This window comes from Shewanella cutis, from assembly GCF_022410515.1.
In the GTDB taxonomy this organism is placed as follows: domain Bacteria; phylum Pseudomonadota; class Gammaproteobacteria; order Enterobacterales; family Shewanellaceae; genus Shewanella; species Shewanella cutis.
Genome location: NZ_JACSDI010000015.1, coordinates 1 through 26,218 on the forward strand (window position 1 = coordinate 1; position 26,218 = coordinate 26,218).

At 43.8% G+C, this 26,218-nt stretch carries 24 protein-coding genes; 8 read left to right on the forward strand and 16 right to left on the reverse strand.

What is annotated here, in order from left to right; translation table 11 throughout:
- Positions 1-648: 648 nt before the first annotated feature.
- The gene (locus H9J30_RS16275; protein WP_240132029.1) at positions 649-1,398 is read right to left on the reverse strand and encodes a class I SAM-dependent methyltransferase; all 750 of its coding nucleotides are present in this window, start codon (positions 1,396-1,398) and stop codon (positions 649-651) included.
- 187 nt (positions 1,399-1,585) lie between these two features.
- Between H9J30_RS16275 and H9J30_RS16280 the strand changes: the two genes are divergently transcribed.
- Positions 1,586-2,431, forward strand: coding sequence for a 23S rRNA (adenine(2030)-N(6))-methyltransferase RlmJ (locus H9J30_RS16280; RefSeq protein WP_011074253.1), 846 nt, complete (start codon positions 1,586-1,588; stop codon positions 2,429-2,431).
- A gap of 108 nt (positions 2,432-2,539) precedes the next feature.
- Here H9J30_RS16280 and H9J30_RS16285 read toward each other — a convergent pair whose 3' ends face one another.
- From H9J30_RS16285 to H9J30_RS16310, 6 genes are all read right to left on the reverse strand, one after another.
- A complete protein-coding gene (locus H9J30_RS16285; protein WP_240131962.1) occupies positions 2,540-3,259 on the reverse strand; it encodes a lytic transglycosylase domain-containing protein in 720 nt (239 codons plus the stop codon).
- Entirely contained in the window at positions 3,259-4,296 is a 1,038-nt protein-coding gene (locus H9J30_RS16290) for a DUF3137 domain-containing protein (RefSeq protein WP_240131963.1), read from the reverse strand. Before H9J30_RS16290 ends, H9J30_RS16285 begins: the two co-directional genes overlap by 1 nt.
- A 49-nt stretch (positions 4,297-4,345) precedes the next feature.
- Complete coding sequence (locus H9J30_RS16295; protein WP_240131964.1) at positions 4,346-4,912, reverse strand: LemA family protein; 567 nt, start codon at positions 4,910-4,912, stop codon at positions 4,346-4,348.
- 464 nt (positions 4,913-5,376) lie between these two features.
- A complete protein-coding gene (locus tag H9J30_RS16300) occupies positions 5,377-5,697 on the reverse strand; it encodes a hypothetical protein (protein WP_240131965.1) in 321 nt (106 codons plus the stop codon).
- 32 nt (positions 5,698-5,729) lie between these two features.
- Positions 5,730-6,017 carry a hypothetical protein gene (locus tag H9J30_RS16305; protein WP_240131966.1) on the reverse strand — a complete coding sequence of 96 codons (288 nt, stop codon included), beginning with the start codon at positions 6,015-6,017 and terminating at the stop codon, positions 5,730-5,732.
- A gap of 497 nt (positions 6,018-6,514) precedes the next feature.
- A complete protein-coding gene (locus H9J30_RS16310; RefSeq protein WP_011074258.1) occupies positions 6,515-7,138 on the reverse strand; it encodes a c-type cytochrome in 624 nt (207 codons plus the stop codon).
- A 169-nt stretch (positions 7,139-7,307) separates the two neighbouring features.
- Here H9J30_RS16310 and yihA point away from each other — a divergent pair, with 169 nt between their 5' ends.
- On the forward strand, positions 7,308-7,967 hold the full coding sequence (yihA, locus tag H9J30_RS16315; protein WP_240131967.1) for a ribosome biogenesis GTP-binding protein YihA/YsxC: 660 nt from the start codon (positions 7,308-7,310) through the stop codon (positions 7,965-7,967).
- A 1,040-nt stretch (positions 7,968-9,007) separates the two neighbouring features.
- Here yihA and polA read toward each other — a convergent pair.
- Positions 9,008-11,776: a DNA polymerase I gene (gene polA, locus H9J30_RS16320; protein WP_240131968.1), complete on the reverse strand. Its 2,769-nt coding sequence runs from the start codon at positions 11,774-11,776 to the stop codon at positions 9,008-9,010.
- A 385-nt stretch (positions 11,777-12,161) separates the two neighbouring features.
- Here polA and elbB point away from each other — a divergent pair, with 385 nt between their 5' ends.
- Entirely contained in the window at positions 12,162-12,818 is a 657-nt protein-coding gene (gene elbB, locus H9J30_RS16325) for an isoprenoid biosynthesis glyoxalase ElbB (RefSeq protein ID WP_240131969.1), read from the forward strand.
- A gap of 66 nt (positions 12,819-12,884) precedes the next feature.
- Here elbB and glpG read toward each other — a convergent pair whose 3' ends face one another.
- From glpG to H9J30_RS16350, 5 genes are all read right to left on the reverse strand, one after another.
- On the reverse strand, positions 12,885-13,727 hold the full coding sequence (glpG, locus tag H9J30_RS16330) for a rhomboid family intramembrane serine protease GlpG (protein WP_240131970.1): 843 nt from the start codon (positions 13,725-13,727) through the stop codon (positions 12,885-12,887).
- The gene (gene glpE, locus H9J30_RS16335) at positions 13,724-14,029 is read right to left on the reverse strand and encodes a thiosulfate sulfurtransferase GlpE (protein WP_240131971.1); all 306 of its coding nucleotides are present in this window, start codon (positions 14,027-14,029) and stop codon (positions 13,724-13,726) included. Before glpE ends, glpG begins: the two co-directional genes overlap by 4 nt.
- 98 nt (positions 14,030-14,127) lie before the next feature.
- On the reverse strand, positions 14,128-15,153 hold the full coding sequence (tdh, locus tag H9J30_RS16340; RefSeq protein ID WP_011074264.1) for an L-threonine 3-dehydrogenase: 1,026 nt from the start codon (positions 15,151-15,153) through the stop codon (positions 14,128-14,130).
- 11 nt (positions 15,154-15,164) lie between these two features.
- On the reverse strand, positions 15,165-16,358 hold the full coding sequence (locus H9J30_RS16345) for a glycine C-acetyltransferase (protein WP_011074265.1): 1,194 nt from the start codon (positions 16,356-16,358) through the stop codon (positions 15,165-15,167).
- Positions 16,359-16,642: 284 nt separating this feature from the next.
- A complete protein-coding gene (locus H9J30_RS16350) occupies positions 16,643-17,290 on the reverse strand; it encodes a TetR/AcrR family transcriptional regulator (protein WP_240131972.1) in 648 nt (215 codons plus the stop codon).
- A gap of 301 nt (positions 17,291-17,591) precedes the next feature.
- Between H9J30_RS16350 and waaA the strand changes: the two genes are divergently transcribed.
- Positions 17,592-18,866, forward strand: a complete 1,275-nt coding sequence (waaA, locus tag H9J30_RS16355) for a lipid IV(A) 3-deoxy-D-manno-octulosonic acid transferase (RefSeq protein WP_240131973.1) — start codon at positions 17,592-17,594, stop codon at positions 18,864-18,866.
- A gap of 15 nt (positions 18,867-18,881) precedes the next feature.
- On the opposite strand, the gene H9J30_RS16360 is transcribed toward waaA, so the two are convergent.
- The gene (locus H9J30_RS16360; protein WP_240131974.1) at positions 18,882-19,634 is read right to left on the reverse strand and encodes a 3-deoxy-D-manno-octulosonic acid kinase; all 753 of its coding nucleotides are present in this window, start codon (positions 19,632-19,634) and stop codon (positions 18,882-18,884) included.
- A gap of 88 nt (positions 19,635-19,722) precedes the next feature.
- Between H9J30_RS16360 and H9J30_RS16365 the strand changes: the two genes are divergently transcribed.
- From H9J30_RS16365 to H9J30_RS16380, 4 genes are read left to right on the forward strand one after another with little or no spacing between them, the layout of a single operon-like run.
- Positions 19,723-20,772, forward strand: coding sequence for a glycosyltransferase family 9 protein (locus H9J30_RS16365; protein WP_240131975.1), 1,050 nt, complete (start codon positions 19,723-19,725; stop codon positions 20,770-20,772).
- A 23-nt stretch (positions 20,773-20,795) separates the two neighbouring features.
- The gene (locus H9J30_RS16370; protein WP_240131976.1) at positions 20,796-21,863 is read left to right on the forward strand and encodes a hypothetical protein; all 1,068 of its coding nucleotides are present in this window, start codon (positions 20,796-20,798) and stop codon (positions 21,861-21,863) included.
- Positions 21,864-21,916: 53 nt separating this feature from the next.
- Positions 21,917-22,912, forward strand: a complete 996-nt coding sequence (locus H9J30_RS16375; RefSeq protein ID WP_240131977.1) for a hypothetical protein — start codon at positions 21,917-21,919, stop codon at positions 22,910-22,912.
- A 29-nt stretch (positions 22,913-22,941) separates the two neighbouring features.
- Positions 22,942-23,691 carry a glycosyltransferase family A protein gene (locus H9J30_RS16380; RefSeq protein WP_240131978.1) on the forward strand — a complete coding sequence of 250 codons (750 nt, stop codon included), beginning with the start codon at positions 22,942-22,944 and terminating at the stop codon, positions 23,689-23,691.
- Between the two features lie 45 nt (positions 23,692-23,736).
- Here H9J30_RS16380 and H9J30_RS16385 read toward each other — a convergent pair whose 3' ends face one another.
- Both H9J30_RS16385 and wecB read right to left on the reverse strand, forming a co-directional pair.
- On the reverse strand, positions 23,737-24,849 hold the full coding sequence (locus H9J30_RS16385; RefSeq protein WP_240131979.1) for a glycosyltransferase family 4 protein: 1,113 nt from the start codon (positions 24,847-24,849) through the stop codon (positions 23,737-23,739).
- Positions 24,849-25,970 carry a non-hydrolyzing UDP-N-acetylglucosamine 2-epimerase gene (wecB, locus tag H9J30_RS16390; protein ID WP_345796103.1) on the reverse strand — a complete coding sequence of 374 codons (1,122 nt, stop codon included), beginning with the start codon at positions 25,968-25,970 and terminating at the stop codon, positions 24,849-24,851. The genes H9J30_RS16385 and wecB overlap by 1 nt, the downstream gene beginning before the upstream one ends.
- Positions 25,971-26,218 lie beyond the last annotated feature (248 nt).

The following is a 26,218-nucleotide window of genomic DNA, read 5'->3' on the forward strand; positions in this document are numbered from 1 at the left end:
GCAATATGCAGCTAGAGCAATGCAATAAATTAACTTATCCGCCTCTTGGGAGCATGGGGCGGAAACCTTACGACGATAAAGAGAAGCCTTACTATGGCATTAATACAGGAATGACTACGTGAAATGAACAGCTAATGCATGAGTGAATGAACTAGCAAGAAAGGTGGCATAAGAAAAACTATAGGAATACGATGATCCAAAAGCTTCTTAGAGCTATGGCTCTAACGCGGTTTGGGGCAAAAGCTTTTTAGCTGCACGAACAGTTAGAGAGATACTTAAGATTGTCATTGTTGCATCTGTGACCGTTGGCGGCATGGATGCCGCCGTCGAGCCCTTAGGGATGAGTTTATGGCGTGTCACAGGGGAAAAAATGACAATTCATCCTACACAACTGACGACAAACTGATCTCGCTTTGGGGCATTTCTTAGTTAGAGACTTTGGAAGTAAGAGGTTGAATAGAAGCATTACTGCTTCTATTTTTATGGATTTGTCAGACAATACTTCAGCACCAGTGTAAATCATTAATTTAATTGGTGTTGTGTTTTATTTGTAAATTACAGAACCCCATTTTATGTCAAAATATGCTTTAAATTTGTCAATCTATGGGTTCAGCGACAGCTATATCGATTTAATACTCAGCTTATCGCCTACTTCATTGCCGATTTCACATAGACATCGAAGCGGTTTTTCTTGGTCTCGATAACCATGCTGGGCTTAACGCCTGCTAAGTCTTCGGCATAATCGGGGCGCTTAACCACCACACGCTTACTGGCTAACGCCATGGCGGGAGCGAGCAAACCATCAGCATCGAGGTCCGCACCAACTAAAGTTTGGAATACCCGCATTTCCTTTTTAACCAACGCTGATTTGTCACGGTGAGGATACATTGGGTCGAGATACACGACATCGACCTCTTGCTCCAGTTTAGCGAGTGCTTCGAGGCTAGAACCATGGAAAAGCTGCATACGTTCACGCATCCAATCGCCGATTTCGGCATCTTGATAGGCACGGCGTAGCCCGTCCTCTAACAAGGCCGCCACCACAGGATGGCGTTCCACCATAGTCACTGTGCAACCAAGGCTTGCCAGCACAAAGGCATCACGCCCCAAACCCGCAGTACCATCAACCACTTTTGGCGTGACGCCCTGCTTTAACCCCACAGCCTTGGCAATTGACTGACCACGACCGCCACCAAACTTTCGTCTATGGGCAACCGCGCCAGTGACAAAGTCCACCACAATACCATCAAGCTTAGGCTCATCACGTTTATGCAGTGATAAGGTATCTGATTCAAAACGCAATTCGAAGGTTGCATTCGCATCGTAGACTAGTTGCCAGCGGGCACAAATGTCCACAAGAGTTGGGTATTGCTGATTAAAAAAGACTTGGATAGGCAATGGGATCACTGTTTAACGGACATAAATTGTGGTCATTATGCCAAAAGCCACCGGACCTGAATACTGCCTTGCAGGGCTAATTATTAGTAGCTGATAGTGCAGCTAATTTACCCAAAGGGGGATTGCCCCTATAATTGCCCCATCAAATGTGGGTACCTCACCCGCACAGCTCACCTTGGAAGATCCCATGTTAAGTTACCGCCACGGTTATCACGCCGGCAATTATGCCGATGTGTTGAAACACGCAATGTTGCTGCAAACCCTGCAGTTAATGCATAAAAAAGACAAACCTTTGGTGTATATCGATACCCATGCCGGTGCGGGCGGTTATGCGTTAACGGATGAGTTTGCCCAAAAGACGGGTGAGTATCTCGACGGTGTGGCTAAATTGTGGAACAAAACCGATCTACCCAAATCCCTGCAGGATTATGTCGATGCAGTGCGCCACTTTAACGAAGACAATCCAGAAGAGCTGAACTTCTACCCAGGATCACCGGCCTTTATCGATATGGATCTAGGGCCAAAGGATCGCATGGTGCTGCACGAATTACACGGCACCGATCATCTGCTGCTGGACGAATATTTCGAGCAAGATAAGCAAGTGAAAGTGATTAAGGGCGATGGCTTAAAAGGGCTGATTGCCGCAGTACCGCCGTTAGAGCGCCGTGCACTGGTGCTTGTTGACCCAAGTTATGAGATTAAAACCGACTATCAAACAGTGGCCGACACGCTAATCAAGGCGCATAAACGCTTTGCCACTGGCGTATTTATGCTTTGGTATCCGGTGGTCAACCGCGCGCAAACTGAAGAAATGCTGTCTCGCTTAGCCAATAGTGGCATTAAGCGCCAGTTGCGCATCGAGCAGGCCATCAAGCCTGATTCTAATGAGTTTGGCATGACAGCCGCAGGTCTATGGGTGATCAATCCACCGTGGCAACTTGATGAAATCGCTAACGAAATGGTTGATTACTTAGGTAAAACCTTAGGCCAAGCTGATGGTCATGTTAGCGTAAAATGGGAAGTAGGCGAATAACTTCTGCCTGATTGCGATTTAACATTGCGCTATCGCCTAAAGCAGCGAATACCTTATTTGGCTCGCTGCTTTGTTTTTAAAGACCAACACCTTAAGTTGTGGCGAACCCTAAACCTTGGTATCACGGTAACGCTTGAGCAGAATTTGCACCCGTTCCACATAGGCCTGGGTTTCTGGATAGGGCGGAATGCCATTATATTGGGTCACAGTTGTCGGCCCAGCATTATAGGCCGCGCAGGCCAACGCAATATCCCCATTGAACTGTTTTAGCATTTGCGCCAAATACTTACTGCCACCTAAAATATTCTCTTCCGGCAAAAAAGCATTAGTCACTCCCATATCTTTTGCGGTTTCAGGCATCAGTTGCATCAGCCCCATTGCACCCGCGCGGGACACGGCTCTGGCGTTAAATGCTGATTCTGCATGGATAACTGCACGGATTAGTGCAGGATCTAATTGATGTTTATCGGCGGCCTGGCTGATTAAACTATCATAATTACGGGTAAATAACCGAATGCCATTCCAGTCGATATCGGAGTCTGGGCGGCAAGCAAAGCACTCGTACAGTAAGATCTGATAATCAGTGCTCGTTGGTGCCTTATCGGTAAAAACAGTGACACCGTTAGCCTGTTGATATTGATAAACCTTGAATTTTTCTTGGCCTTCACTGCTCATGATGCCAGTGTCGGAATAGCGTGCCACTATACGGGGTTTAGGCTTTGTCTCTTCAGCAAACACGGTTGCAAGACTTCCCCAAGCCAACAATAAGCCCAACCCCAATAGGGCAATCGACTTAAGGTTAATTGGCGGTTGGTGCGCTGCGATCATCAAAGTCCCGTGTATTCGTTTAGTTTAAGTACTTCAATAATAGCAAAGAGTTGCTTCATCTCACGGTTTAACTGACTAAATTCTGCAGAAAAGGTTGCACCGTGGAAAATCGATTGTATTTGGAAATTTGTTCTGCGATTTGGTAGAAACATAATCAACTTATTACGAAAGAATGCACATTGAATTGCTCCGTCAAAATGCTTGGCAAGTTCCAGTAAGCGTTCCATAAATGCGGTGTTAAGCAAATAACGAGATTCCACTTGATCCGTTGAAAACACATCAAACTCTTTTTCAAATTGCGGATCTTCAAGTTTGACCCGAACCAGCCCAGCATGGCTATCAGACAAAAAATTGGCTAAACCACCGCGATCCCTAAGCACCACAGTGTGTCCAACAAAGGCTTTATGGCTGCTCAGCTCAACCACTAATCCTCTAAACTGATTTTCCGTGCGGGTCACGGTTTTGCGTCGATTGGTGCTGACATCCAGTTCTTCGACTTGCACATTCTTGGTCAGGGTGAGTTCATTGACTGTCAACTCGATGCCTTTGTAGTGGCCTTGAATATAATCACCAAAACTGGCTTTATCATAATTTGGCAATACTTTAGCTGCCGAGAGCCGATTCATATCGAGGCGCATCTCCCGGTTATACACAAAATCCTCACCGAAATATTTAAACATCAGCGGATAAACATCCCGCTGAGCCAAATGGGTAAACTCCCGAGTTGGCGCAAAACTCCACCAACTCAACCCAATTAACGCAAGAAATGGCAAAGGAGGGAAATAGGCTTTACCGCTGTAAAAACCGATAACTGTCAATAAAGTCAACCCAAGCACTATCATAAAGCTTAAATATAAGCGTTTACGCGCCGCCTTAAGACAGGCCACACGCTTAGTTTCATATTTACGGCTAATGGGTGCTATGTGTTCTTCATAATATTTTTCGAGTTGAGGCAGTTCATCCAAATCCGCAGACAAGCCCACGTGTCCACGATATGTCCGAATCGGACTACCTAAAATAAATGTAAAAATATTCATATTGATATCATAGTATTGCAAGGTGATAACTCACCCTGCACTGATAAAGTTATAGGTAATCGCTTGCATCTATGGGGGCTTTTGCCGCTTCGCTTACCTCATAAAATGGCATGACTTTTATGCTCGCCATCGAAGCGATAATTGATCCTGGGAATATCTCAACGGCGGTATTTAACTCAGATACCGCGGAATTATAAAAACGGCGGGCAGCAGAGATATGGGCCTCGACCTCGTTATAGGTTTGCATCGCCTCAAGCATGGTATTGTCGGACTTTAGCTCGGGATAGTTTTCAACACTCACCATCAACGCGGTCATTTTGTCGTTTAGCTGCTCGGCCTGAGCGATATGCGCTTTAACCGCATTGGGGTCAGCTTTATTGTATTGGCGGGTTAACTGCGTGCGAAGCTCAGTGATTTCTGTCAGTAATGATTTTTCATGACCCATAAATCGCTTAGCGATTTTAAGGATATTGGGCACTAGATCGGCGCGTTTGGCCAGCTGAACATCGATACCCGACAGAGCCTCAAGGGCGGTATTGCGTTTTTTGACTAGGCTGACGTACCAAAGATAGGTCACGATAAAAATCAGCGCTAATCCTAATAATAGTTTTTCCATCTTCCATCCTTAGTTCTTCTTGTTGCTTTTAATGGCTACAGCTAATCATAAATAGACAAGAATTTCATCTAAAGCGTTAGCTAATGCAATCTAATATGAGTGCTCACCATGGTGGTCAGAGCATCGACTACATTTTTCGTTACAACATGATTGAAATTATTCAGCTTGGATACAGAAAATCTGAGCTATAGTTAATTTGCACAACGTTAGGAGCAACCTTTTTGCTCGTGAATACTGGACTCCTCGTGAGTCCATTTTTTTATCCTAAATCTACCCTCGCCCCGCTTTAGCCAAACCTTAGGTTCATTTAAAGCAGAACTACCATAGGTTGCGGCCAATTTTTACTTTTACCTTAGCGTAAATCCAACAACTTGTAAGTGATGGATTTTACTGTTGATGTCAGCTAATTTGAGAGGAATTATCAGGGAATTTCGACGCTCTTTTTAATGGATTTACTTAATGGGCTAGTCGTATAACCATTCCATTAAAAAGCTACAAATCAGCAAGAAAACGCCAAGGTTAAATACTAAGGTCTGCAATTTTGCCTTAGGTGATTTATCGTCGGCTTGAGTCATGACCTGGTTTAGCGGAGTAAAAAACATATTGGGTTCGAGCCCCATGCCAATAAAAAATACCGCCACGGCAAGGCTGCGGATGAGCTCAGGGACGATAAGCTGCTCAAGATAAAACTCATAGGCACCATAGGCTAAAATGCCAATAGCGATACCATGGCAAATCATCGCCACAACAAGTTGCTTAGTGATAAGACTGCTCACCGATGACACTATTTTGCTCCTAAGCCAACACTATGCATTGATTATGGACGAGATTTTCCGCGCAGTTTATCTCTTCTGTGATTTAACTGCATCCACATTGTCCAGCCAAATAGCACGCCACATGCGGGATAAATATACAGCGCGACTTTTAACGCCTGCCAAAATGGTATCTCTGAGGTGAAGTATTGGAACCCTGCCACTAAAAGTGAAGTCATACTCCCCCAATACAGTACGCCAATCACCAAGATAAAGTACCATTTACCCTTCGCGAGGAACTTCTCTAATAGAATGAGTGTATCGGACTGAATCTCTTGTTCTTGTATAGACATCACCTGACTCCTGTTGGTTATTGTCATTAGGGCGTGTGACGTATCAGGGTTATTTTTGCAGCAGTTTGGCTGGCTTTTATGCAAAGCAAAGTCCGTGCAGTGTAGTTATTCTACTTAAACGGACGATAACGCGGCAGAAACGTCAACACGCCCTAATCAATATGCCAAATTTAACTAAGCCAAGCTATCCATCTTAGTAATGAGAACGAAAAACTACTCACTTGCTTAGGAGCGAACTGGCATGGGGATTTGAGGACTAAACAGGTACATAGCAACATACTCAGAAAGAAATCGTCGCGTTAGCAGAGCGACTCTGCAACTCATGAACCCACACCGCAGAAATATGCGCCGCAAAGCGCCACCCTTCATAAAACTCAGATATAAAAAATCAGCCGCAACTTATGTTGCGGCTGACGATGGGGCGACGGCAAGACGGTGTAAATAAACTAAACCATCAGCAATATGTTAACGCCACTTTTTACGTTTTAAGCTGAGCCTTATTTCAGGCTAGCGAGATATTTAGATAATGCATCAATATCGCTGTCATTTAACTTTTTAGCGACGTCTTGCATCATGCCGTTTAGGTCGTTATGACGGCCTGCATCACGGAATTTAGTCAGTTGGAGCTTGATATAGTTTGCGTGTTGGCCGGCTAATGCAGGGAAACCAGCTGACTCAGCACCTTTACCATCTGGGCCATGACATGCCATACAAGCTGTAATCCCACGAGAAACATCGCCGCCTTTATAAAGTTTTGCGCCTAACTCAGGAACGTCTTTGACTTCAGCAACTTGGATTTTTTGAGTCGAAAAATATGCTGAAATGTCGAGAATATCCTGATCACTAAGAGGCATTGCCATACCACTCATGATAGGATCCATACGACCATCTTTACCGCCAGATTGGGCAGCACTGCGGAAATCATGTATTTGCTTTTGGAGGTATGTGGCATGTTGGCCCGCAAGCTTAGGGTACATATCGATCATACTGTTACCGTCCATACCGTGGCAGGCAGAACAAACGATAATTTTAGTTTTTCCCGCTTCAGCATTACCTTCAGCAATCGCAGGTGAAGATATGGCGGCAACTACAACAGACAGCGCAAGAGCTAACTTTTTCATGGCGTTCCAACTTCTGGTTAAGATTATTATCCTGAGCTTACTAGGGTGACCCGCAAGCGTGGTAAAATATGGTTAATGTGATCGGGGTAATATTTTACACGAAAACGTGGAAAAGTAAGCAATTCTTCATAAATTATGGTATTGCGCAGTAAATATATTGGAGTAAATAGTGACTGAATCTCATATAGATTTTCGCAGGGCGAAGTTTTTAATCAGTGCACCAGACATCGCACATTTGGATCAATATCTGCCCGGCGACGTTGGTGTTGAGATTGCTTTTGCTGGCCGCTCCAACGCTGGAAAATCGAGTGCTCTCAATGCATTAACTGAGCAAAAAAACTTGGCACGTACCAGTAAAACACCTGGACGCACTCAGCTTATTAACGTGTTTGAACTCGATGCACAGCGCCGATTAGTCGATTTACCAGGCTATGGTTTTGCCCAAGTACCATTAGCCATGAAGATGAAGTGGCAACAATCCCTAGCAGAGTATTTGCAAAAGCGTGCTTGCTTAAGTGGCGTTGTAGTATTGATGGATATTCGTCATCCGTTGAAAGATCTGGATATGCAGATGATCGAATGGGCGGTTGCGAGTGAAATTCCCGTGTTAGCACTGCTGACCAAGTCGGATAAACTGGCTCAAAGCGCGAAGATGAAAACCGTTAACGAAGTTCGCAAAGCCCTCGCTGAGTTTGGCGATTGGGTACAAGTCGAGTCTTTTTCTGCCCTTAAAGGCACGGGGAAACCCAAAGTATTGAGCATTTTAAATGAATGGTGTCATCCACAATGGCTGGCCAATGAGTTAGATAATCAAGATAACGCAGAGTAAGCCTCTCTTTTACATGGTCGAATGCTCTAAACACATTCGGCCATGTTTTCCGTTCGCCCCCCTTATAACTCCCTCTAAAACTAACGCCTTCCAATCCTTAAATTTCAGGCAAAAAAATAGCCGATAACAATAGTCACCGGCCAAAATTTTAGCTCTTTTGGGGAGAAGCTAAATTCAACAAGACTCAAGCACCATCAAATTACCTTCAATGGTTCTCAATGAAGACAGCATACATCGAATTTACCTCTTATTAAAGTAAATACTCTAAAATTTATCAACCTTAGTTTAATTGTTGGAGTCATTACACTCTCCAACAAGAGTTTGCAAAGGATTAACGTCATTTAGGACGGGTCAGAGGCTGAAAAAAGAGCAAAAAAAAGCCCCAGCAAACAAGTTGCTGGGGCGCCAGAATTTGGCTCGTCACTATAAGTGAAATAAAGGTCTGAAAGATAGAACATCTTAACCTCTGTACCCTACGCAGAGAATAATACGCTATTTATCTTTAATTGGAAAACAGTTTTTTTGAAAAAGTGATAATTGTGTGCGGAAGATCTCAACTTATAGGTGAAAAAAGCAACTACGTTTGATCATCAAATTTCAAAAAATGATTTTAAGCTGCTGATTTAACTCATTTGAATGTATTTTTAGTACAGAATTGATCAATTTTTATGATTTAATGTTTTTACTCTATTAAGGTGATTGTTCCTAGTTGCGTCCTTCAGAGAACGATTGTTTAGTATGATTTGCTGATATCGATTTGCACACACTGCTGTAAAGCTAAGCCAAAACTGCAGGCAAAATTAGATGATGAGGAGCTGACGGGTAACTTTATGCTTATTCAAGGTGCAATCTATCTAGTGGGCGAGATCATGGCTCGATGAGGATGATTAATTGGGCATTTTTTAGGTTATTGTCTTACCGTCTCTTTGCTGTTGCTGTTGCTGGCGTTATCTCTTTCCACATCAAAAACAACAAGGCCCATCGGTCAAAGATGGGCCTTAGCGTGAGTTAAAAAATGTTAGCGACTAGCCATTTAAATTTTAGTGGGCCTCATCCCAGTTATCGCCAATCCCCGCTTCAGCTAGGAGTTCCACATCCAGATTGGCCGCTTTAGCCATAAGTTCGCACACTTTTTGTTTGAGCGTCTCGGCTTTATCGGCATCGACCTCGAACACCAATTCGTCGTGGACTTGCATGATCATGGCGATTTCACCTTGAGTATCGGTTTTAATCCAATCGGCAATACTGATCATCGCTTTTTTAATGATGTCCGCAGCAGTACCTTGCATTGGCGCGTTAATAGCCGCCCTTTCGGCAGCTTGACGACGCATTGCATTGCGATCGCGAATTTCGGGTAAATAGAGGCGACGACCGAATAATGTTGATACGTAACCGAGATCAGCCGCACTCGCTCGCGTTTCTTCCATATACCTTAACACTCCAGGATAACGGGCGAAGTAAGTGTCGATATAGGTTTGCGCCTCGTTGCGAGGAATATCGAGCTGGCGCGCCAATCCAAAAGCCGACATGCCATAGATAAGGCCAAAGTTAACAGCCTTAGCACGGCGACGCTGTTCTGAGGTGACACTATCAAAGTCGGTGCCAAATACTTCAGCGGCGGTAGCTCTGTGAATGTCTTTACCTTCGGCAAAAGCGTTAAGTAGGCCTGCATCTTGGGATAAATGCGCCATGATCCGCAATTCAATCTGCGAATAGTCGGCGGCTAAAATCTTACGTCCCTGCGGAGCAATAAAGGCTTGGCGAATACGACGGCCTTCTTCGGTGCGGATCGGAATATTTTGCAGGTTTGGCTCGCTCGAGGATAAACGTCCCGTCGCGGCATTGGCCTGATGATAGCTTGTGTGTACTCGGCCGGTTTTAGCGTTCACCATTAAAGGTAACTTATCGGTATACGTGCTCTTTAATTTGGTCAGACTACGATGCTCAAGGATCACCTTAGGCAGAGGAAAATCTAATGCCAATTCAACCAGCACTTCTTCGGCTGTGGATGGTGCACCCTTAGGTGTCTTTTTGATAACCGGATAACCCAGCTTTTCAAAAAATAGTACTTGAAGCTGTTTTGGGGAGCTTAAGTTAAATTTTTCACCAGCAATATCATAAGCTTTTGTCTCTAACTCATCAATTTTACGCGCGAGCTCGTCACTCTGTTGACCGAGCAACACACTATCGATAAACACACCTTGGCGTTCAATATCGGACAAGATTTGGATCAGTGGCAGTTCAATATCGGTAAAGACCGAGGCTAATTCAGCTTCTTTTTCGAGTCTTGGCCACAGGTGTTGATGGAGGCGTAGGGTAATATCGGCATCTTCTGCGGCATAGGGCGCAGCTGTCTCTAATGGAATTTGGTTAAAGGTCAGCTGTTTCGCCCCTTTACCGGCGATATCTTCAAAGGCGATATTTTTATGGCCTAGGTATTTGAGTGCTAAACCGTCCATATCATGGCGTGAAGCAACAGAATTAAACACATAGGATTCGAGCATGGTGTCGAACGCAACACCTTGGAGTGTAATGCCCGCGTTGGCCAATACGCTGATGTCATATTTAAGGTTTTGACCGACTTTTTTAACCTTGGCATCTTCTAAAATGGGGCGTAATTTTTCGAGCGCGAACTGCTTATCTAATTGTTGAGGTGCGCCAACATAATCGTGGGCTAAAGGCAGGTAAGCAGCTTTACCCGCTTCTACGGCAAAGGACATACCAACCAGTTCGGCGACCATATAGTCGAGGCTCGTGGTCTCGGTATCCACGGCGATCAGTGATGCTTGTTTTAGCTTGGAAATCCATTCATCAAGCTGAGCTTCGGTCAAAATCGTGTCGTATTGAGTTTCAATGGTGACGGTTGGCGTAGAATCTTCTTGAGTTTCAACTGTGGCAGCAGCCGTCACTAGGGTTGCTGGCACTTTATTATCTAAGACTTCGGCAAGCCAGCGTTTAAACTCCATCTCGCCGTAGCATTTGATCAGTTCGTCTCGATCTGCGGGTTTGGCGGTGAGTTCATGCCAATCTTGCTCAAGCTCTACATCGGTTTTAATGGTGGCCAGCTCATAGGACAGCTTTAGCATGTCGGCATTGTCGATGATCTTCGCCGCCATGGTTTTTGCGCCCCTAAAGCCTAATTCGGTGACTTTTTCGGGTTCTGCAAGCAAATTGGCGACACTGCCTGCCCCTGTGAGCATGGCTAATGCGGTTTTTTCACCTACACCGGGTAAACCGGGAATGTTATCTGCCTTATCGCCCATCAGAGCCAAGAAATCGATAATTCTGTCTGGGCCAACACCATATTTAGCCGCAACCTCTTCAGGACCCATAATGGTATCTGTCATGGTGTTGATCAGCGTGATATTTTCATCAACCAGCTGTGCCATATCTTTATCGCCAGTGCTGATCAGTACGGCGCGGTTTTCGCGGCTCGCTTGGCGAGCGATCGTGCCTATAACATCATCCGCCTCTACACCTGGAATGGAGATTAAGGGCAAGCCCAAGGCACGGATAATACGGTGCAGGGGTTCTATTTGTGAGCGCAGATCATCCGGCATTGGTGGACGATGCGCTTTGTATTCTTCATATAAGTCATTGCGAAAGGTTTTGCCTTTAGCGTCAAACACCACTGCAATATGGCTAGGTTGATAACGGCTTAATAAACTGCGGAGCATATTCACTACGCCATAAACAGCACCAGTAGCTTCGCCCTTTGAGTTTGTCAGGTGAGGAGGCGCATAATAGGCGCGATATAAATAAGAAGATCCATCCACAAGGACAAGTGGGTTATTGGCTATGGTCGGCATAAGTAATTTTCGTTTATCGATGACTTAGATGACGCTAAGCATGCCACAGATGCAGTGTTTCAGCCACGGCAAATTGACTCTCAGCCTGTGGATAACTCTGTGAGTGAAAATGTCAACTGTGAATAATGGCGATAATTACGGCTTGGTGCGATATTTTTAAGTTGTTGATTTTTATGTTTTTATAATATTTGTGTGAGTTCAATACTGTTTCTTGAAAAATCTTCCTGATTTGTGGATTTCTTCTTGACTCCGTAAAATACCTAAAAGCTGGCTTAAATTTCACCGACCCTTAGATTCGACGAACTAAGTTAGCACGATTTTTAAGCAGATCAACCATTTTGTTTACAGTTTGTTAAAACTAAATGACATAAGAAGGATATTTATAATGAAAAAAATCGCAGTATTGCTCAGTGGGTGCGGTGTCTTCGATGGAACAGAGATCCATGAATCGGTTTTAACCTTATTATCTCTGTCGAAAGCCGGGGCTCAGTATCAGTGTTTTGCTCCTGATATCAATCAAATGCATGTTGTTAATCACTTCACGGGCGAAGTAGACAAGACTGCGACACGAAATGTGTTGGTTGAATCGGCACGCATCGCCCGTGGTGAAGTAAAAGCAACCACCGAACTCGATATAACCGATTTCGATGCACTGGTTATCCCTGGCGGGTTTGGGGCGGCGAAAAATCTGTGTAACTTCGCTACCAATGGCAGTGAGTGTGAAGTGAATCCACTCGTGACTGATTTTATTAATGAATTTATTCTGGCGAAAAAGCCCGTCGGCTTTATTTGTATCGCGCCTATGATGATCCCGCGCTTATACGGACACGGCGCTAAGGGCACTATCGGTAATGATGTTGATACAGTAGCAGCCTTTAATCTGATGGGCGGCCATCATCAGGCGGCGACTGTGCACGATATCGTGGTAGATGAGGCGAATAAGATTGTTAGTACACCAGCTTATATGCTGGCGGGTAATATTGCAGAGGCCCACTCTGGGATTGAAAAGCTGGTCGCCAAAATGTTAGAGCTTGCCAAGTAACAGCACCTAAACGCGGCAGGGTAGGCCTTAAATTTTTAATCGAGCATGGAAGCTATCGCGGTGAGATTAGCGAGTGGTTTTACTGCGACTATCGAACCAGCCTTGGGCGAGACCAATCAGTAATCCGCCAATATGGGCGCCATTCGCAACTGACACACCTAAGAAATCCGTAAAGCCTAACACCAGCCAAATCAGCATAAACCCCATATAGGATGGCGGTAAACCTATACCCGCCTCTGGTTTACGTAGTCCCATGACCCAAGTGTAACCGGCGACGGCATACACTACGCCCGACAGACCACCAAAGTTGGGGCCGCTAACATAGTATTGGACGATATTAGGCAAAGTGCCTGCCACCAGCAAGAGGATAAGGAGTGGGGCTGTGCCTATTCGTGTCTCGATTTTCCCACCCAGATACCACCACCAAAGTAGGTTGAAAATGATATGCATGGCCGAAAAGTGTAACAAGCTTGGGGTAAACACGCGCCAGAATTGATTAAAACCAGTGTCAGGCACCGCGCCAAAATAGGAGAGCGCTTGGTAAACGGGGCTGGCGAAGCCTAAATTCATCGCAGCATAAATCAGTACACAGAGGCCAAAGATGATAAGAGTGATTGGGCCTGCGCCAGTGATAAATTGGGTAAAAAGTTGTAATGATGGCGCGCCATAATCAAGCTTTGTATTGGTATCACCATGCTCCCATGAGGCTTGTAAGTATTTGTTATCGTAAGGATGAGCGATAAAATGGGCAAATTCTTTACGGGCTTGCTCGGCATCTTGCTCGCGGATAACCAGAATGGCGACTCCCTGTGGCAATGGCTGAATTTGGCAGTCTATCTGTTCACCTTTAAGGTAATCGACAAAGGCCTGCGCGGCTCTGCTGTTGGGGAGTCTGCCAATTTCTATCATGCATTGGCCTCATGCCAAGCACTGAAGCCACCATCGAGACTATACACATCATCAAAGCCTTGCTCGCAGAGATACTGCGCGGCATTTTGGCTACTGATGCCATGGTAACAAACCACCACTAAGGGGCGATCCATATCTGCTTGGCCAATAAAGTGTGCCAGATTCTCGTTATTCAAATTAAATGCGCCGTCAATATGGCCATTGTTAAAGCTGTTTCCATCGCGAATATCGACGATTTGTACTGGCTTTGACTCGGTCATTTGTACTAACTGATTGACGCTTAAGTGTTTAAAAGAAGACATAATAAACCCTGAAATAACGAAAAATGGATAAGCGATAGGATTAGTGTGCAACATGAGGCTGCATGTGTACAGCCCCGTGATTGGCATAGCTAAGGGAATTAATCCCAGCTGAGGATAACTTTGCCCGACTGGCCCGAGCCCATAGCGTCGAAGCCTTTTTGGAAATCATCAATTTTGTAGTGGTGGGTGATGATGGGCGAAATATCTAAGCCAGATTGGATCAGGCTTGCCATCTTGTACCAGGTTTCGAACATTTCACGGCCGTAAATGCCTTTAATGACCAAACCTTTGAAGATCACTTTGCTCCAATCAATCGCCATTTCGCCACCCGGAATACCGAGCATCGCGATTTTGCCACCGTGGTTCATGGTATCTAACATGGCGCGGAAGGCAGAAGGTACGCCAGACATTTCTAAGCCGACGTCAAACCCTTCGGTCATGCCGAGCTCTTTCATCACATCTTTGAGGTTTTCTTGAGCAACGTTTACGGCGCGGGTGGCCCCCATTTTACGGGCCAACTCTAAGCGGTATTCGTTAACGTCGGTAATAACCACATGGCGCGCACCAACGTGGCGACATACTGCAGCCGCCATAATACCGATAGGACCCGCGCCAGTGATTAACACGTCTTCGCCCACTAAGTCGAACGACAGCGCTGTGTGCACTGCATTACCGAATGGATCGAAGATAGAGGCTAAATCGTCGCTGATATCATCGGGAATTTTGAAGGCGTTAAACGCTGGGATAACCAAATATTCGGCAAATGAACCTTCGCGGTTTACACCCACACCTGAGGTGTTACGACATAAATGCGTGCGACCAGCCCGGCAGTTACGGCAGTGGCCGCAGGTGATATGGCCTTCGCCAGAAACGCGGTCACCAATGTTAAATCCGCGAACTTCTTGTCCGATATCAACCACTTCACCCACATATTCGTGACCTACCACCATAGGCACTGGAATGGTTTTTTGTGACCATTCGTCCCAGTTGTAGATGTGCATGTCGGTGCCACAAATGGCGGTCTTTTTAATCTTGATCAGTAGATCGTTATGGCCCATCTCAGGCTTAGGCGCATCAACTAACCAAATGCCTTTTTCGGCTTTTAACTTGCTTAGTGCTTTCATTTTGTAGGGTCCTAAATAATCGCCATTTCTTTAGCAATACGGGTAAAGGCTTCAATCGCTTTGTCGAGTTGTTCACGGGTGTGAGCCGCCGACATTTGCGTACGGATACGGGCTTGTCCCTTCGGCACCACAGGGAAGGAGAAGCCAATCACGTAGATATGTTCTGCTAATAAGCGGTTAGCGAAGTCGCTTGCCAGTTTGGCATCGCCAATCATCACTGGGATAATTGCGTGGTCGGCGCCACCTAAGGTAAAGCCTGCCGCGGACATTTTTTCGCGGAAATATCGGCTGTTTTCCCATACCGATTCGCGTAGCGCTTGGCCTGATTTGAGCATTTCTAATACATGGATAGACGCTGTCACAATCGAAGGCGCTAATGAGTTAGAGAATAGGTAAGGGCGAGAGCGTTGACGTAACCAGTCGATGACTTCTTTTTTACCTGAAGTGAAACCGCCAGATGCACCGCCTAAGGCTTTGCCTAAGGTGCCAGTGATAATATCGACACGGCCCATCACGCCACAGTGTTCGTGGGAGCCGCGACCATTTTGACCAACAAAACCGACAGCATGAGAGTCATCAACCATCACGAGTGCGCCGTATTTATCGGCTAAATCACACACGCCTTGCAGGTTGGCGATCACGCCGTCCATTGAGAATACGCCGTCAGTGGCGATCAAAATATTGCGCGCGCCAGCTGCTTTTGCGGCGATCAATTGCGTTTCTAAATCCGCCATATCGTTGTTAGCGTAACGGAAACGTTTGGCCTTACATAAACGCACACCATCGATGATAGAAGCATGGTTTAAGGCGTCGGAGATAATCGCATCTTCGGCATCTAACAGGGTTTCAAACAGACCCGCGTTGGCGTCAAAGCATGAAGAATACAAAATGGTGTCTTCCATGCCGAGGAATTCACTCAGGCTGGCTTCGAGCTGTTTGTGAATGTCTTGGGTGCCGCAAATAAAGCGTACTGACGCCATACCAAAGCCGTGGCTATCTAAACCTTGTTGGGCGGCTTTGATGAGTTCTGGATGATTGGCTAGGCCTAGATAGTTGTTAGCGCAAAAGTTAACAACTTCTTGGTGATTAACTTGAATGGCAGTCTGTTGCGGTGAAGCAATAATGCGCTCGCTTTTATATAAACCTTCGGCTTTAACATCAGCAAGCTGTTGATTAATTTGTGCGTAGAATGAGGTTGAGGCCACCTGATATCTCCTTAGTTAACTTTATTCTGATTCTGGGAGTTGCGGCATTCTAACGCTAAACCCTATCGGCCTACAGCCTTTTTTTCATGCAGCTTAGCCAGAGAAATTAGTTTAGGGCTAAAGGCGTTGTTACATTATAAAAACTAATGTTTAACATTATTTGCAGCACTGTGGTTTTATTTGATCGTGAGAAATGATAGGGATTAACGATGGCAAGCAATAAGGCCGCATTTAGCACGTTTAACCTGTTGAGTTTAGTGCTAAATGCGAAATGGCGGAATTGTTTAAAGAGACTCTTGAGTTGCGAGCTCATGATAATGCTGCTCTAGGCGACTAAAGGTCGCTTGAGATGTCGGCGTGGCATAAGCTTTAAAAATCATCAATACCCGCAATACACCTTCGTACAAAATGCCTTTAGTGATGGTGGAAGTGCTTGATTGGGTAAGTTGATAACCAATCCAAAAGCTCACAATCATCTTGATGGTATCGGCAAGTGAAGTGATTTTATCGTTATCGATATTTAAAAAACCATCCTGCTTGAGTTTACCAAGCACATGACTCGAGCGTGTTAGCACTTGCTGCTGAGCATGTAGATAACGACTCTTTAATTCTTCATCGCGGGCCAGAATATCGGCCAAATTGGCGTACATAAAACGGAATTGCCACAGGGTGTAAAACATCGCATCAAAATAGCCAATCAGTTGCTCTACATTGACTTGCTCGCCCTCATAGGGCTGAAAACCCGATTCGAGGTGCGCCTCGTAGAGACTGAAAATCGAGCGAATAATATCTTCCTTATTACGGAAGTGATAATAAAGATTCCCGGGACTCATATTCATGTGAGCGGCAATATGATTGGTGGTGATATTTCGTTCGCCATGTTCATTGAATAGCTCAAGGCTGGCGTAAATAATTTTGTCGCGGGTTTTCATATGTTTTCCAAGTGGCTAGTGAACGCTATATCCCCAAAAAAACCTGAAGATGCTGCAACTCGTACCTTTAGGTTATTTGGATATAAAATTGATTAAAGAAGGCTAACCAACGACCGCTACACTGCTGGTAAATTATCCCTAATTTAAAATCGCATGGATTGAGCTCAACGAACAAAAATTCAATACGATTGGTATACGCAAACAACTTCGAGAGGCTTAAACTCGTATCTTGAAGTCGTTTGGGCATATTATGCTAACATTGCCACTATTCATCAGGCAAAAACTCATAAGCACGATTTTTATGAATCGATTTTTTTACAGTGCGCTGCTTTATCTTCTATCTCCACTACTTCTCGCCTATTTGGCTTTTCGAGCCATTAAAAGCCCCGATTATCGTGGCCGTTGGGGCGAACGCTTCGGATTAGCCCAACTTAAACCGACGGATTTACTGATCCATTCGGTGTCGATGGGGGAAACGCTCGCGGCTATTCCCTTGATCCGTTTGATTATGCAAACGCACCCTGAGCTAAGCATTACGGTTACCACCACCAGTCCCACGGGTTCTGCCGAGGTGCGTAAAGCCTTTGGTGATCAAGTGCAGCACTGTTATTTGCCCTTCGATTTGCCTTGGTGTGTGAGCCGTTTTCTGCGCCAGTTATCCCCTAAATGGTGCATCATAATGGAAACTGAGTTATGGCCGAATCTGTTGGCACTGGCGGCTAAGCGCGGCGTGCGCTTGATGCTCGCCAATGCTAGGCTGTCGGCTAAATCGGCGGCGCAGTATGCCAAGCGTTCGCAATTAAGCCGCCCCATGTTGCAACGCTTAGATGTGATTGCGGTGCAGACCCAAGCCGAGGCGCAGCGATTTATCGACCTTGGAGTGCCAGCTGACAGAGTGACTGTTTGCGGCAGTTTGAAGTTTGATTTAAGTATTACCCCTGAACGCTTAACCCTAGCGCAAGCGCTACGGCAAACTTGGGGGCGTGAGACGGCGCCCGTGTGGGTGGCGGGCAGTGTTCACCCCGGTGAGTTTGATGCCATGTTGAGCGCCCATAAGCAGCTGCTCGCTAAATGGCCTGAGGCGTTATTGGTGATTGCGCCACGTCATCCTGAGCAGTTTGCGGCGGTGGCGGATATTGTCGCCAACCAAGGTTTTGAATTTGTGCGCCGCAGTGACGCTCAAGCGATTACTGCCACAACTCAGGTGCTAGTGGGCGATACCATGGGTGAGTTGTTAACCTTTTATGGCGCTGCCGATCAAGCCTTCGTCGGCGGTACTTTGATTGAAAATGGTGGTCATAACCCCTTAGAACCCGTGGCCATGGGCGTACCAGTGATGGTAGGGCCAAATCATTGGGACTTTGCCCAAATTACTCAAATGTTGGCGGACGCGGGTGCCCTGCGGATTGTGAGTTCAGGCCAAGTGCTGGGGGATAATTTAATTCAGTATTTTGAGCAGCCTGCGTTACGTCAACAAGCCGCTGAAGCTGGCCTTGCCGTGGTAGAGGCCAATCGCGGAGCTTTGCAGCGTCAGTTTGCTCTTGCGCAATCACTACTCAAGTGCAAAACAGCCTAACGCTGTCTGGTATTGTTAGGCTTTAGGGACTACTGCGTGATAACCCTCGAGCAATGCCGCCCAGTTGGCAGGCGTAAAGGCAAGTGTTGGCTGTTTACCTTGTTCTTTATTGAAGGAGCGTAGCAGCCTATCAAGGTTCGCCTTCTGCCATTGGGCATTGGACGTTTTAAGTTCACCCCTGTCAAAGTCGATCAGGTAGAAGCGCTCTTGTGAACCATTTTCTTGCTGCGGCTGCCACAAAATATTCTTCGCGTTCAAGTCGGCATGGTAAACGCCGCGGCGATGAAATTGGGCAATAGTGGCGCCGAGTGCTAGCCATTGCTCTGGAGCCATAGATCCTTTGGTTAACTTGGCGACTAAATCTTCGGCACCATCGACTCGTTCAATAATAATATCGGCACGGTAAAATAAGCCATCGCGCACAATATTGGCGGCGATAGGTTTAGGCACGGCAAATTGTTCGCGGTAAAGCACATCGAGCAACCTTAATTCGCCCATGGCTCGAGTTTTTTCAAGGCCCGTAAAGAAGTAAGCATCTTTACTGAATTTCTCCATCATGCCGCCGCGCCAGTAATGCCGCAGTACCCAATGACTGTGCTCAAATGCTACAAACCAAGTGGTATAGCGGCCCTTGGATGAACCCACAACTGCGGCTTTTTCGCGCCAAAAATCGACCGAGAACCAAGCCGGCGTGATGTCCTCTGGCGTATCTTGGCAAAGTGCCATATAGCCATTGGCAGTATTTATGATTTTGATTTGTGCGTTCATGGGAGATTTGTTGACTTAAGCGTGGCACCTGCGGCCATTCTACATTAAGATCCCAAGCTTGCGCCAAATAACCTTAAGGGCTATTCGCTTGAGTTTAGATATTAACACCATGAATTCTCTCTGCCTGTTGAGGCTATCGGCTATCGGTGACGTCTGTCATGCCGTGGCGATGGTGCAGGCCATTCAGCGCCAATATCCCCAGCTCAAAATCACTTGGGTGATAGGCAAACTTGAATATCAGTTACTAAAGCACTTGCCCGGTATTGAGTTTGTGATTTTCGATAAATCCCAAGGCTGGCGTAGCTATTTTCATCTGCATAAGGCATTGAAAGGCCGTCGCTTTGATGTCTTGCTACACATGCAAGTCGCGCTACGTGCGACCTTAGCTTCCCTCGCTATTTCGGCCAAAGTGCGGGTTGGTTTTGATCGCGCCCGCGCCAAAGAAGGTCAATGGCTGGTCACAAATCATAGGGTTGAACCTTTAGCTCAGCCCCATGTATTAGACGGATTTATGGGTTTTGCCAAGGCGATTGGCGTAAGCGATCTTACGCCTCACTGGAATATTCCGGTGCCCAAGGCGGACACTGAGTTTGCCCAAAGCCATATTGCCGAGGGTGAAAAGGTATTGATTATTTGCGCTGCGGCCAGCAAAGCCGAGCGTAATTGGTTGCCCGAGCGTTATGCCGCGGTAGCGCAGCATGCGAACAACAAAGGCTATCGGGTAATACTATGTGGCGGCCCTACCGCGCTCGAAAAAGCCTTAGCTGAACAAATTCTGCAGGCATGCTCGGCTAAACTCGATAATTTAGTCGGCAAAACCAGTTTGACTCAATTACTTGCCCTGCTGAAACGCGCCAGTTTAGTGTTAGCGCCCGATACGGGCCCTGCGCATATGGCGGTCACACAAGGGACGCCTGTTATCGGTTTATATGCCCATTCTAATCCTGGCCGCACCGGACCGTACCTATCGCAGCAATATGTGGTGAGCGCCTATCAGGAGGCCATCGCCTCACAACAAAGCGGTGAGGTGAAATGGGGCACTCGCGCCAAGGGAGAACACCTAATGGCGCTAATAAGTGTTGAAGCAGTGATAGACAAATTTGAGTTGGTTGTGAGTGACACCCAAACCTCAGCATAACGGTATTTGGATATAGGTTAATTATGGCAGCGCAAAAGGCCCCTAAGTTATTGTTTATACCCGTCTCATCGGCCGAGGGGATCGGTGAGTATATGCGTTCGATGATTATTGCCGATGAGGTTAAGCGTAATTGGCCGCATGCTGATATTAAGTTTATTTTGAGTAAACATGCACCTTATGCTGCCCAGTGTCCTTATAACGCAGTGTTACTTGATGATACGCCGACGAAACAAGTCAAAGCCGTGAATCAAATCATCACTGAATATTTGCCAGATATAGTGATCTTTGATGCATCAGGTCGTAAATCGCAATTAGCTCATGCACATAAACTGGGCGCAAAAGTAATATTCATTAGTCAGCATAAGCGCAAACGTAGCCGCGGTATGAAAATCGGCCGCGCATTGGTTACAGACTGTCACTGGGTGGTGCAACCTGAGTTTGTTATTGGTCCGATAAGTGGATTAGAGCGCTTAAAGCTTAAGCTGATCAATAAACCCATTCCGTGGAATATTGGTCCTGTATTCACTCAGCCTGATGAAGCTTGCCAAGCCGGATTACTGGTTCAATTTCAACTGACAAAAAATGAGTTTGTATTATTTAATGCTGGCTCTGGTGGTCACAAAGTGAATGGTGAATTAGCCGCCGATATTTTTGCTCACGCTGCTTATGAAAGCTATAAAGCCTCAGGAATCGTGAGTGTTATGGTTTTTGGCCCGAATTACCCCAATCCTCTGCCTGAACTAGAGGGGGTTGTTGTGATCCCGCAATTGAATAATCAGCAATTTATCAATTTATTAGCCGCATCTAAGGCCGCCGTACTGAGCGGTGGTGATACTTTATTACAAGCGATAGCGCTGCACAAACCGACATTAGCGGTTCCAGTATCCAAGGATCAACCGCCAAGGATTGCAGCATGTGTGGCTAAAGAGTTGGTATTGAGTTGTGAGACGGCATTGGAACCAATGAAAAATGCCCTTGCAACACTGTTGTCTGAAGAGCAGATGCTGCATCTGTGCACTAAATTGGCATTAAGCGAACAGTTAAATGGATTGGATATGGCAATCAAACAGTTAAGACTATGGCTCAAATAGCCGCTTAAAGAGTGGTAGTTTACTTATTGCATTGAAATATTTGAGGTTGTTGTATGGTACAAGTTAATGAAATAGCATCGAATTATGATGAGTTTAAAGTAGACATTACGACATTTGATGAGCCGAGAAAACCAGGCATCAGTGCGATTTTGCGTATAAAGAATGGTGCCGAATTTTTGAGATCCAGTATTGAGACTCATATTCCTTATTATGATGAAATTATAGCCTGCTATAATGATTGCACAGATAATACAGCTGAAATATTACATGAATTAAAAGATAAGTACCCTGAAAAAATAAAGGTTTTTGAATATTTACCTAAAGTGCACCCCATTTTTTCTGATGCACACAATAGTTGCGCAACTGATAATGTCCATAGTTTAGCAAATTTTTACAATTATACTCTTTCAAAAACCAGCTATAAAATAGCCACAAAATTAGATGATGATCATATTGCTATTGATCGAAATTTAATTCCGGCAATAACAGCGATTAGACGCGATATGTTATTAGGTGTTAAGAAGATATATACATTTTCCGGTGTCAATCTAGCATTCGACACGAATGAGAAATTAGGGGTTTATAAAAGAGAGCCTCTTGTTGGTACAGGCGATCATATGTACTTCCCTGTTTCTTCTGAAATTTATTTCTCACAAGAAAAAAATGTTGAGGCATTTAGATTCGTTGGTAGAAAAATTGAGAAAAAATATATGGGGATTATGTATTTCCATCTAAAGTATTTAAAAAATGGTTATGGCTTTTTAAATTTATCACAGGAGAAGCGTGATGAAGTTGTTAAGGAGCATGTTTCAAATACAGATGTTGTTGACTTAGATAATTTTATTAGCAAAGATTCTATAAAGGGTCTACGTAAGTATCATAACGTTATTGAGTATTGGTTGCGGACACGAAAAACTTTCAATGCTATCATTTACGTATTATTTAAAAGAAATCCACCATTAAGAATTGCACGCTTGCATCAACTTTATCAGGATTTAAATGGTATTGATTTAGATGAATGTATTGTTAAGCGTTTGAGAAAATTCTAATCTATGGTTAGTTTTTGTACGGAGATGTTATGAGTGACAACACAGTTTCACTGGTTATCACAAGTTGTAATCGTTTTGACTTACTTGAGAAAACAATTGAAAGTTTTTTAAAGTATAATACTTATCCTATATCACAATATATTGTTATAGAAGATAGCCATAATCGCGATAAACTTGAAAATACCTTAGCAAAATTCAAAGGAGTTGATTTTGTTATGGTTAATAATGATCCTCAATTAGGGCAAATGAAAAGTATCGACAAAGCCTATTCATTAGTCACTTCTGAATATATTTTCCATTGTGAAGATGATTGGGAGTTTTATCGTACAGGGTTTGTTGAAAATTCGCTTAAAGTGTTGCTTTCAGATAAAAAAATTGTAACCGTCTGGCTGCGTGAAACAAGTGATACTAATGGGCATTCAGTATTAACTGAGTTATATTCTTGTTCTACCGATGAGTCGTTAAAGTATCAAATAATGCATACAAATGACTTACTTCATGGTGTCTATTGGCATGGTTTTACTTTAAATCCAGGTTTAAGGCGTTTAGCTGATTATCAGTTGATTGCTCCAATTGCTCAATATTTGAGCGAAGGTGGTACAGGCAATAAATACTATGAATTAGGATTTAAAGCTGCAATTTTCCCTGAAGGGAGTGTTAGGCATATAGGTTATCATAGAGGTATTCGTTACAAACCTAATATAGCTAAATGGCGAAAAGATCTTAATGTCGCATTTAGAAAATTTAAATCTAAGATACATAAAACACTAAAAAATTAATTTGATAACCAGAGTAGTTTTTTCTAGCTCTGGTTTTGATATGTGCTATTGTTTATTAATTAAATCTATCCAATCTTTTCCCCACTTTTCTTTGCTACATGGATAAGCGATCGAGTTTAAACCATTTTGTGCAAGTTTTTTGCAAAAATCAAAATCATCTAGTGCAGTAAAAAGTGCCAATTCCATTTCTTGTGAATTAGGCATGGCTAATAAACCATTGTATCCATTAATAATGAGATTAGATAGTCCACCGATATTAGAACTGATCACCATACAACCTGCAGCCATAGCCTCAATCATTGAGAGAGATGTACCTTCAGAGCCTAAAGTCGGAATGATAGCTATGTGATGCTCTTTATGTATTTTGAAACTTTCAGATGGGCCATATTTAGTTATTTTAACGTTAGAATGAATAGAAAATAATGATTCTAAGTATGGTTTTAGAGGGCCATCACCTGCAAAATTGACTTCTATTCTATATTGATTTGATAGTTTGCTTATAATTGGAGCAATCAATGCAATCCCACGGTAGTCAACAAAACGACGAGCAATAATTATTTTAATTACACGGTCATCACTCCATTTTTTGTCAAAATCAGATTGATTAACTTTTTCAGTATAGAAATTATATATTACTTTTACATTTTTTTTGCCAACATTAAACCAAGTACGATACCAATTTATAAAATTATGATCTACGCACACTAATGTTGAATTATTTTTTATGTAAGATAGATATTTAAATTGATTTAATAGCGAAGATAGAAATTGAATAACGGTATTTTTATTTTTCCTTGGTTTATCCCAAGAGATACCATGTTGAATCGCTATTTGTTTATAACCTTTCAAATTGACCGAATATGAGTCTGTTGCATAAATTATAATGTCAGTCTTCTTATTTGCATTTTTTTTAACCCAATTTGCAAGAGCATACTTTTTTAGATTACCACGAAAGTATCCTGTATTTACGCCATGAACATTCATATGTTCATTTTTTATAGAAAAAGAATCTTTTGCGGGTTGTACTAGATGACAAATCCACCCATTACGAGATAAAATCTCAGCTAAACTAATAATGTAATTTTCGATACCGCCTACAGTTGTTAATGCTCCTTCCGAATTATACATAGAGCGATAAATTATATAAATATTTGACATTATTTTACCTGATAATGAAGTTTGATAATATTAAGTATTCTTTGGCATGCATGCCCATCACCATAAGGGTTAACCGTCTCACCAAATGCCTTTTGGTTTTTTATCAAAATATTAACTTCAGATACTATTTTATCAACATCAGTTCCTACTAATCTAACCGTTCCTGCAGACACAGCTTCAGGTCTTTCGGTTTTATCACGTAAAACAAGCACTGGTTTTTTTAAGGATGGAGCTTCTTCCTGTATTCCTCCTGAGTCAGTGAGAATAATATCAGCTCGATCCATTAATGTTACAAAAGACTGATAATCCAAAGGATCAATCAGATGGAAATTATCTAACCCGCCTAAGTGTTTGAAAACAGGTTCTTGTACTTTAGGGTTTAAATGTACAGGATAAACTAACTCCCAATCTTTGTTCTCTAATGCAATTGTTTTTAGTGCAGTACAAATATTTTCGAATCCAACACCAAAATTCTCCCTACGATGTCCAGTAATTAGAATAACTTTTTTTCCGTCCAATATATTTAGTAAGTCTTTTAATGCATCTGTGTGGGGGAAATCGTCTTTCTTTGTTATAGATAATGTTTGAAATAAAGCATCAATCACAGTATTCCCCGTAACATAGATGCTTTCAGGAAGATAACCTTCATTTTTTAAATTTTCAGCTGAGGAAGGGGTTGGAGCAAAATGCAAGGACGATAATACAGCTGTTAATTTTCGATTTGCTTCTTCTGGCCAAGGTGAAGTTATATCACCAGTACGCAAACCCGCTTCAACATGACCGACATCAACCTTTTGATAAAATGCCGCCAAAGCAGCAGAAAATGAAGTGGTAGTATCCCCATGAACTAAAACCAGTTGAGGTTGAAATTCTTTAATGACCTTCCCTACACCCTCAACAATTGCGCCAGTTAACCATTCTAAGGTTTGATTTGGCTTCATCAGATTCAAATCGTAGTCAGGGGTCAGTTCGAAAATACTTAGCACTTGGTCAAGCATATGGCGATGTTGTGCTGTAACACAAATTTTGACATCTAATTGAGGGTCGTTGGCTAGCATTTTTGCCAAAGGACACATTTTTATTGCTTCAGGTCGAGTGCCAAATACGAGGAGAATTTTCACAATAAAACCTACCCAAGTTAAGATCAGAAAGTAGTCATTGTTTAGGTGTGCTATTGATTCATTAATTAACAGCTGCCATATCACAATTTTCGAGTCAGTATTCTACCTTTTAGGCTGTCTTTTGGCTATGGCATACCGAGTTGGATTAAATGCTATCGGTCTATATCTAATGCTTTGAAGAGTGTATGAAAGATACTTTGCTTAGCTGTGTAAGCGGGTGATAAACTTTTATATACCGTAGCTTAAGC

Excerpts from the sequence above, each read along its gene's own strand:
- H9J30_RS16350 (WP_240131972.1), bottom strand. The coding sequence starts at position 17,290 with ATGAAAACCCGCGACAAAATTATTTACGCCAGCCTTGAGCTATTCAAT.
- H9J30_RS16380 (WP_240131978.1), top strand. The coding sequence starts at position 22,942 with ATGAGTGACAACACAGTTTCACTGGTTATCACAAGTTGTAATCGTTTT.
- polA (WP_240131968.1), bottom strand. The coding sequence starts at position 11,776 with ATGCCGACCATAGCCAATAACCCACTTGTCCTTGTGGATGGATCTTCT.
- elbB (WP_240131969.1), top strand. The coding sequence starts at position 12,162 with ATGAAAAAAATCGCAGTATTGCTCAGTGGGTGCGGTGTCTTCGATGGA.
- H9J30_RS16375 (WP_240131977.1), top strand. The coding sequence starts at position 21,917 with ATGGTACAAGTTAATGAAATAGCATCGAATTATGATGAGTTTAAAGTA.
- waaA (WP_240131973.1), top strand. The coding sequence starts at position 17,592 with ATGAATCGATTTTTTTACAGTGCGCTGCTTTATCTTCTATCTCCACTA.
- glpG (WP_240131970.1), bottom strand. The coding sequence starts at position 13,727 with ATGATAGAAATTGGCAGACTCCCCAACAGCAGAGCCGCGCAGGCCTTT.
- H9J30_RS16290 (WP_240131963.1), bottom strand. The coding sequence starts at position 4,296 with ATGAATATTTTTACATTTATTTTAGGTAGTCCGATTCGGACATATCGT.
- H9J30_RS16285 (WP_240131962.1), bottom strand. The coding sequence starts at position 3,259 with ATGATCGCAGCGCACCAACCGCCAATTAACCTTAAGTCGATTGCCCTA.
- H9J30_RS16370 (WP_240131976.1), top strand. The coding sequence starts at position 20,796 with ATGGCAGCGCAAAAGGCCCCTAAGTTATTGTTTATACCCGTCTCATCG.
- H9J30_RS16360 (WP_240131974.1), bottom strand. The coding sequence starts at position 19,634 with ATGAACGCACAAATCAAAATCATAAATACTGCCAATGGCTATATGGCA.
- tdh (WP_011074264.1), bottom strand. The coding sequence starts at position 15,153 with ATGAAAGCACTAAGCAAGTTAAAAGCCGAAAAAGGCATTTGGTTAGTT.
- H9J30_RS16310 (WP_011074258.1), bottom strand. The coding sequence starts at position 7,138 with ATGAAAAAGTTAGCTCTTGCGCTGTCTGTTGTAGTTGCCGCCATATCT.
- H9J30_RS16295 (WP_240131964.1), bottom strand. The coding sequence starts at position 4,912 with ATGGAAAAACTATTATTAGGATTAGCGCTGATTTTTATCGTGACCTAT.
- H9J30_RS16280 (WP_011074253.1), top strand. The coding sequence starts at position 1,586 with ATGTTAAGTTACCGCCACGGTTATCACGCCGGCAATTATGCCGATGTG.
- H9J30_RS16385 (WP_240131979.1), bottom strand. The coding sequence starts at position 24,849 with ATGTCAAATATTTATATAATTTATCGCTCTATGTATAATTCGGAAGGA.
- glpE (WP_240131971.1), bottom strand. The coding sequence starts at position 14,029 with ATGTCTTCTTTTAAACACTTAAGCGTCAATCAGTTAGTACAAATGACC.
- H9J30_RS16305 (WP_240131966.1), bottom strand. The coding sequence starts at position 6,017 with ATGTCTATACAAGAACAAGAGATTCAGTCCGATACACTCATTCTATTA.